8 protein-coding genes and 1 pseudogene are annotated in these 6,935 nt (G+C 70.5%); 3 read left to right on the top strand and 6 right to left on the bottom strand.

All coding sequences use genetic code 11. The annotated features are described in order from the left end of the window. Positions 1-16: 16 nt before the first annotated feature. Positions 17-766, bottom strand: coding sequence for an alpha/beta hydrolase (locus FNH04_RS38375; protein WP_152790498.1), 750 nt, complete (start codon positions 764-766; stop codon positions 17-19). A 113-nt stretch (positions 767-879) separates the two neighbouring features. Here FNH04_RS38375 and FNH04_RS38370 point away from each other — a divergent pair, with 113 nt between their 5' ends. Both FNH04_RS38370 and FNH04_RS38365 read left to right on the top strand, forming a co-directional pair. Then, a complete protein-coding gene (locus tag FNH04_RS38370) occupies positions 880-2,004 on the top strand; it encodes an adenosine deaminase (protein ID WP_152790496.1) in 1,125 nt (374 codons plus the stop codon). A 169-nt stretch (positions 2,005-2,173) separates the two neighbouring features. After that, the gene (locus FNH04_RS38365) at positions 2,174-2,548 is read left to right on the top strand and encodes an ATP-binding protein (RefSeq protein WP_152790494.1); all 375 of its coding nucleotides are present in this window, start codon (positions 2,174-2,176) and stop codon (positions 2,546-2,548) included. An 80-nt stretch (positions 2,549-2,628) separates the two neighbouring features. On the opposite strand, the gene FNH04_RS38360 is transcribed toward FNH04_RS38365, so the two are convergent. The 5 genes from FNH04_RS38360 to afsQ1 all read right to left on the bottom strand — a co-directional run bounded on the left by FNH04_RS38360 (position 2,629) and on the right by afsQ1 (position 6,526). Beyond that, positions 2,629-2,829 (bottom strand): PspC domain-containing protein, encoded by a 201-nt coding sequence (locus FNH04_RS38360; RefSeq protein ID WP_152790492.1) that lies wholly within the window; start codon positions 2,827-2,829, stop codon positions 2,629-2,631. 101 nt (positions 2,830-2,930) lie between these two features. After that, positions 2,931-3,482: a VanZ family protein gene (locus FNH04_RS38355; RefSeq protein ID WP_322725085.1), complete on the bottom strand. Its 552-nt coding sequence runs from the start codon at positions 3,480-3,482 to the stop codon at positions 2,931-2,933. Between the two features lie 139 nt (positions 3,483-3,621). Further along, on the bottom strand, positions 3,622-4,287 hold the full coding sequence (locus tag FNH04_RS38350; RefSeq protein WP_228031855.1) for a hypothetical protein: 666 nt from the start codon (positions 4,285-4,287) through the stop codon (positions 3,622-3,624). Continuing rightward, positions 4,284-5,852 (bottom strand): HAMP domain-containing sensor histidine kinase, encoded by a 1,569-nt coding sequence (locus tag FNH04_RS38345; RefSeq protein ID WP_322725083.1) that lies wholly within the window; start codon positions 5,850-5,852, stop codon positions 4,284-4,286. The genes FNH04_RS38350 and FNH04_RS38345 overlap by 4 nt, the downstream gene beginning before the upstream one ends. Further along, a complete protein-coding gene (gene afsQ1, locus FNH04_RS38340) occupies positions 5,849-6,526 on the bottom strand; it encodes a two-component system response regulator AfsQ1 (protein ID WP_322725081.1) in 678 nt (225 codons plus the stop codon). Before afsQ1 ends, FNH04_RS38345 begins: the two co-directional genes overlap by 4 nt. Before the next feature lie 276 nt (positions 6,527-6,802). On the opposite strand from afsQ1, the pseudogene FNH04_RS48220 reads away from it, so the two are divergent. After that, positions 6,803-6,935 (top strand): annotated as a pseudogene (locus FNH04_RS48220) (SigE family RNA polymerase sigma factor); the annotation flags it as partial.

Below are 6,935 nucleotides of genomic sequence, written 5' to 3'. Positions count from 1 at the left end.
CACCCCACCCGGAGCACTACCGCCCGAAGCCGGAGGCAAGCGGCATGCGCAACCCCAACGGCGGCGGAGCCGCGAGCGCATCCTCGACCGGTCGCGAGAACGCCCGCCCGAACAACGTGCCCAGCACGAAGTTCTCCGCCAGCGCGTGCACCTCGTCCCGGTACTGGTTCAGGCCGTGCCCGTCCGAGTGGACCTCGAAGCGGCAGATGTCCCGGTTGGCCTTCTTCGCCCGCGCCGCGAGCCGGAACGACAACTCCGGGTCGGTGCGCTGGTCCCTCGTGCCGTGCACGATCATGACCTGCCGGCCGACGAGCTGCTTCACCGGTTCGGGTGGCACCGCCACGTCGTCCTCGGGCAGCCAGGGGGAGAGCGCGAGGACGGAGTTGACGGCCGTGTGCCCGCCCGCGTGCAGCGCCGCCCGCCCGCCCATGTCGACTCCGGCCAGGCAGACGGGGACGTCCCCGTAGCGCCGTACGACCTCGTCGGCGGCCCAGGAGGCGTCATGCGCCAGATGCGCCTCGCTGCCGTTCCAGCCGCGGTAGCGGTAGTGCACGACGTGCGCGACGAGGCCCTCGCTCTGGCCGGCCCGGGAGAGCCTGCGGCCGAGTGTGCGGACGGACGCCGCCGCCAGCAACGGGGACGGTCTGCGCTCCGAGACCGGGTAACCGCCCGGGAGCAGCAGTACCACCCCGCACACGGCCTTCGGCTCCGGCCCCACGATCCGCCCAAGTCGGGGGCTTCGCACCGCTGTTGCTTGCTGTGCCATGACAGAACAGTGTCAGAAGCCGCGGTGTACGCCATCTGTCCGCACGGTCACCGTTGGGTATCGGGCGATCTCCGCTCCCGGTGATCTACGCGCGTAGGCGTTAGAGTGCGCAGATGACGAGCCAGACTGTCCAGACCGGCAACACCCCGAGCTCGGACCAGATCCGCCGGGCGCCGAAGGTTCTGCTGCACGACCACCTCGACGGCGGGCTGCGCCCCGGCACGATCGTCGACCTCGCCCGCGCCGCGGGCTATGACGGACTCCCCGAGACCGACCCCGACAAACTCGGCGTCTGGTTCCGCGAGGCCGCCGACTCCGGCTCCCTGGAGCGCTACCTGGAGACCTTCGCGCACACCTGCGCCGTCATGCAGACACGCGAGGCGCTCGTCCGTGTCGCCGCCGAGTGCGCCGAGGACCTCGCCGAGGACGGCGTCGTCTACGCCGAGGTGCGGTACGCCCCCGAGCAGCACCTCGAAGCCGGGCTCGGCCTGGAGGAGGTCGTCGAGGCCGTCAACGAGGGATTCCGGGAAGGCGAGCGTCGCGCCAAGGCGAACGGCCACCGCATCCGCGTCGGCGCCCTGCTCACCGCCATGCGGCACGCGGCGCGCGCCCTGGAGATCGCCGAGCTCGCCAACCGCTACCGCGACCTGGGCGTGGTCGGCTTCGACATCGCGGGCGCCGAGGCCGGTTACCCGCCCACCCGGCACCTCGACGCCTTCGAGTACCTCAAGCGGGAGAACAACCACTTCACCATCCACGCCGGCGAGGCATTCGGGCTGCCCTCCATCTGGCAGGCGCTCCAGTGGTGCGGCGCCGACCGGCTCGGCCACGGTGTGCGGATCATCGACGACATCCAGGTCCACGAGGACGGCTCGGTCAAGCTGGGGCGACTCGCCTCGTACGTCCGCGACAAGCGCGTCCCGCTGGAGCTGTGTCCGAGCTCCAACCTCCAGACCGGTGCCGCCGACTCGTATGCCGAGCACCCCATCGGGCTGCTGCGCCGGCTGCAGTTCCGCGCGACGGTCAACACGGACAACCGCCTGATGTCCGGCACCAGTATGAGCCGGGAATTCGAGCATCTCGTCGACGCATTCGGTTACACGCTCGACGACATGCAGTGGTTCTCAGTCAATGCCATGAAGTCGGCATTCATTCCTTTCGACGAACGACTGGCGATGATCAATGACGTCATCAAGCCCGGATATGCCGAGCTGAAGTCCGAATGGCTGTTCAAGTAGGCCGCTTTCACCAGCGCTTCTGTGATGAGTGGCCGTTGATTGACGGTTTCGTCAAGCGGTCGGGACGCGGTGTCCCGGCCGCTTTTCGATGTTTGCCTCGGGCGGGCCAATGATGTTTACGTTTCGGAACCGCTCACATGCCGTCAACGCATCCAAGGACGCATTCAACATGAAGCAGGTTGCTGCCAAGACCCTCGGTGTCGCCGCTCTCGGTGCCGCCATCGCCGCCGCGGGCGCCGGTGCCGCGAGCGCCGCCACCGCCCTCCCGGCCGCGCCGGACGCCTCCAAGACGCTGGGCACGGTGACCAAGTCGCTGCCGACGGAGAACGTCTCCAAGACGCTGCCGGGTGCCGGTGAGGTGGCCACCCAGGGGCAGTCGGCCCTCGGCACCGGCGTCGCGGCCGCGCAGCCCACCGCCGACAAGGTGATCCCCGACGGCAAGTCCGCCCCCACCACCAAGCTGCTCGGCGGTCTCCGTCCGGGCGGACTGGGCAAGGGCGCGGGCGTGAACACGCTGCCGCTCGGCGGCGCCACCGGTGTCTGAGTCATACACCGCGTAGGACGGATGGGGCGCACCCTCGGAGGGTGCGCCCCATCGCCGTGTGGGTCAGCGAGCGGTGCGGGTCACCATGCCGCGCGGGCCTTGTCCTCCGAGGGCAACAGGATCCACAGGGCTATGTAGAGCAGGAACTGCGGGCCGGGAAGCAGGCACGACACCAGGAAGATCACCCGCATCGTGGTCGCGGAGGTGCCGAAGCGCCGTGCCAGCGCTGCGCACACTCCGCCAATCATCCGGCCGTCGGTGGGGCGGGCAAGGCGGCTCATGAGGGCTCCTTCGTCAACCGTGGACCGAGGCCGCCCCGGTGACGGCCCCGCTGTCCTCAACACACTCCACGGTACGGTGACGAAGCGGACGAAGCGTCACTCTATGGGGCCATACCGACCCTGGGAATCGTCGGGGTACGACCCTGAGACGGGTCCTCCCGGCGGAGGTCCGCCCCGTGCCTGGTCTCGGCCCGGCGGCGGAGCCGGGCCCGTCCCGCGGGGACGACCGCGAGATGGACGAGGGCCACCCCGACCGTGTTCAGCAGGATCGAGTCGATGTCGAGGACCTGCCCGGGGACCCCGGTCTGCAGCATCTCGATGCCCAGGGAGAGCAGGGCACCGGCGGCGACCGTACGGGCGAGGGAGGCGAGCGGGGAGACGGTGAGCCTGCCACCCGCCATCGGCAGCAGGACGCCCAGGGGCGAGAGGAGGGCGAGCGCCTCTCCGATACGGCGGACCGCTTCCTGCCATCCCAGCGCCAGATCCGCTCTGATCCCGGCGAACGGCCGCAGATTCGCGGCGCTCACCCAGGGCACGTCCAGCGGGCGCAGCGTGATCCAGGCGACGAGCGCGAGGTGTGCGACCAGGAGGACACCCCCTGTCACACGGACGCTGATCCCGGCGCTGCCGCCGTTCGAACCTTGACGCTGCACGACCCCCTAGACGCGCCCACCGGCACGATCGGTTCCGCGTGGGCGCTCCGCTTGCCCCGGTGAGGTGAGGGATGCGCCACACGCACGGCCGGTACGGACGGGACCCGCGCCCCCTCGGGGCCGCAGGCCCTCGCCGTGTTCAGGACGTCTCGACCTCGGTGGACGGCGGCTTCTCGCTGCCCGGGTCCGAGCGGACGTCCGCGGTGCACTCGTACCGGCGGAGGGGCTCCGGGGCCGGGCCGCCGAGAGTCACCGAGCCGTCGCCCTCGGCCGCCGCGGAGTCGGCGAAGGTGCAGACGATCTGTGAGAGGGCGTACTCGGTCAGCTTCCCGGGGGGCACGGACAGCCGCAGCGTGTCCTCGGGGTCGCCCGGCAGCGGTCCGTCGACCGTGAGGCCGGTCTGGACGTCGGTCTCGTAGTCGGCCTTGTCCTCGGCGCCGGACGGCTGCTCGGACAGCTCGTCGAGCAGCCCCTGCGCCACCAGGACGCGCCGCTCGGCGTCCGGTGTGCCCTCGGGGACGTCCACGGAACGGCCGACCGCCACCAGTTGCCCGGAGCAGAGCAGGAAGACCTGCACGGGAATCCCGGGCGCGCTCTGCGAGGTGATGTCCGGGGCCGACTGCGAGCACGGCACCCGCGACGGAGCCGGCCCGAAGTCCGTCGGCACCTGGGTGGACCGGATTCCGCACCCGGTGAGGGTGACGGCCAGCAGCCCGAGAGCCAGCCAGGGCCGTACCCGAGGGGCGGAGGCCGGCCGGGGAGGGTGCTCCCCTGCCCGTATCCGTATCCGTATCCGTGCTGTCATTCGTCGCTCGCCTCCGTGCCGGTGCTCCGTTCCTCCGCGATCAGCGGGGACGCGTCACGGGGCAGGCGGAAGGTGAAGACGGCGCCGCCCTTCGGGGAGTTGGCGGCGCTGATGTCACCGCCGTGGATATGGGCGTTCTCCAGGGCGATGGACAGGCCGAGGCCGCTGCCGTCGGAGCGCGGGCGGGAGGCGCTCGCCTTGTAGAAGCGGTCGAAGACGTGCGGGAGGACGTCCTCGGGGATGCCCGGGCCGTTGTCCTGGACCTCGATGACCAGTGCGTCGCTCTCGTCCCGCACCGAGACCCGTACCGGCGAGCCGCCGTGCTTGAGCGCGTTGCCGATCAGGTTCGCGAGTATCACGTCGAGGCGGCGCGGGTCGAGGCGGGCCATCCTGCCGCGCTCGGCGTCCAGCTCCACCGCGTCCAGCCATGCCCGTGCGTCGATGCACGCGGTGATCTGGTCGGCTATGTCCACGTCGTCCAGCACCAGCCTGGCCGTGCCCGCGTCGAAGCGGGTGACCTCCATCAGGTTCTCGACCAGGTTGTTCAGGCGCCGGGTCTCGCTGACGACCAGACGTACGGCCGGTTCGATCATCGGGTCGACGCTGCCGGTCTCCGCGTCCAGCTCCTCCTCCAGCACCTCCGTCACGGCGGTGATCGCGGTGAGCGGCGTACGGAGTTCATGGGACATGTCGGCGACGAAGCGGCGTGACGCCTCCTCGCGGGCGCTCATGTCGGCGACCGTCTTCTCCAGGGACTCCGCCGCGCGGTTGAACGTCCGGGAGAGATCGGCCAGCTCGTCCGTGCCGGACACCCGCAGCCGGGTGTCGAGCTTGCCCTCGCCCAGGCGCCGGGCCGCGACGCCCAGGCGCTGCACCGGCTTCAGCACGGTCGTCGCGGCGGCCTGCGCGAGCAGCGCCGAGCCTATGAGCGCGAGACCCGTCGCGATACCGAGCGACCAGGCGAGCGAGTTGAGGTCCTTCGCCTCCGGCTCCAGCGACTTGAGCATGTAACCGGTCGGGCCGCCCCCGATCACCTTGGCACCGCCCACCAGGTACGGCGTGTCCTCGACGATGACCCGCTGCCAGTACAGGTGGTACTCGTGCTTGTTGTTCGCGGTGATCTCCTGCTCCTTGGCGACCGCCTTCCGCAGGGACACGGGCACGTCCTCGAGCGTGAAGTCGTCCAGCGCCGACTTGCCCGAACTGCCCTGCACGGTCCTGTCGTTCGCGCCCTCGGCTATGAGCAGGACGCTGAAGCGCTGACCGCCGTCGCCCATCTGCCGTGCCGCGTACGCCAGTTGCTGCTCGGTCGGATGTACCGGCAGCGTGCCGGCGTGGCGCTGCATCTCCCGCTCGAAGTCGTCCAGCGCCGCGTCCTGCGCGCGCGTCAGCACGGCCTCCCGGTTGAGCCAGTACGCGATCCCGGACGCCGACACGGCGGCCGTGAGCGCCACCAGCCCGAACACCACGACCAGGCGCAGCCGCAGACTCGTGAAGCGCAGACCCGACAGACCCGCCCTGCGCGCCGCGGACCAGCCGCGGAAAACCCCCTGCCGATCACTCACTGAGGCGTGTCCAGCCGGTAGCCGACGCCACGGACGGTACGGATCAGGGTCGGCGACGACGGTACGTCCTCGACCTTGGCGCGCAGCCGCTGCACGCAGGCGTCGACGAGCCGCGAGTCACCGAGGTAGTCGTGTTCCCAGACCAGGCGCAGCAGCTGCTGGCGGGACAGGGCCTGCCCGGGCCGGCGGCTCAGCTCCAGGAGCAGCCGTAGCTCGGTGGGGGTGAGCTGCAGGTCCTCGCCGTTCTTGGTCACCGTCATCGCGGCCCGGTCGATCACCAGGCTGCCGAACGTCGCCGAGTCGTTGGACTCGCGTTCGCCGCGCCGCAGCACGGCCCGGATGCGGGCGTCCAGCACCCGCCCCTGCACCGGCTTCACTACGTAGTCGTCGGCGCCGGACTCCAGTCCGACCACGACGTCGATGTCGTCGCTGCGCGCGGTCAGCAGGATGATCGGCAGCTGGTCGGTGCGCCGGATCCGGCGGCACACCTCGAAGCCGTCGATGCCGGGCAGCATCACATCCAAAACGATCAGATCCGGCCGCTGTTCGCGCAGCAGCTTGAGGCCATCCTCGCCGCTGGCAGCGGTGGCGACACGGTGCCCCTGGCGCGTCAGTGAGAGCTCCAGGGCCGTGCGGATGGCGTCGTCGTCCTCGATCAGCAACAGGGAAGGCACAGGCTCATTCTGGCCCATGGCGACCCGGTCTTTCGACCGTTGGACGGCTCCCGGCCACGACGCGCACGCGATCGTGCCACACGCGTAGCCATACGGCTCTTCTCTGTGACCCCGCTGTGGTCGGCCTGGGGACGACCCCTGTGACAGGTCTGTGACAGTCGGCGGACACGGCGATGAAGTGACCCCGGCAAGCTTTTCGGCACAAGCAAGGAGGCACCGCCACGGGGGACACGGGGCGGGGCCGCAGAACCGGAACTCCACGACGGGGGGCGCGAGATGAACACGCTGCACAGCACCAGCACTAGCGCAGTTGTCACGCGTCTCCACGACGTCGTCCGGAGCACGGAGAAGTCCGGTGCGGATGGGGGCACCTCCCTGCTCGAGCGAAGCCGAGAGCTTGGGGGAGGGC

Source organism: Streptomyces phyllanthi (assembly GCF_009377205.1).
GTDB classification, from domain to species: Bacteria; Actinomycetota; Actinomycetes; order Streptomycetales; family Streptomycetaceae; genus Streptomyces; species Streptomyces phyllanthi.
Note: the sequence above shows the minus strand (reverse complement) of the source record. Positions and strands in the feature narration are given on the sequence as shown.

Coding starts and splice junctions, on each gene's coding strand:
- FNH04_RS38350 (WP_228031855.1), bottom strand. CDS start 4,287: ATGACAGCACGGATACGGATACGGATACGGGCAGGGGAGCACCCTCCC.
- FNH04_RS38360 (WP_152790492.1), bottom strand. CDS start 2,829: ATGAGCCGCCTTGCCCGCCCCACCGACGGCCGGATGATTGGCGGAGTG.
- FNH04_RS38365 (WP_152790494.1), top strand. CDS start 2,174: ATGAAGCAGGTTGCTGCCAAGACCCTCGGTGTCGCCGCTCTCGGTGCC.
- FNH04_RS38375 (WP_152790498.1), bottom strand. CDS start 766: ATGGCACAGCAAGCAACAGCGGTGCGAAGCCCCCGACTTGGGCGGATC.
- FNH04_RS38370 (WP_152790496.1), top strand. CDS start 880: ATGACGAGCCAGACTGTCCAGACCGGCAACACCCCGAGCTCGGACCAG.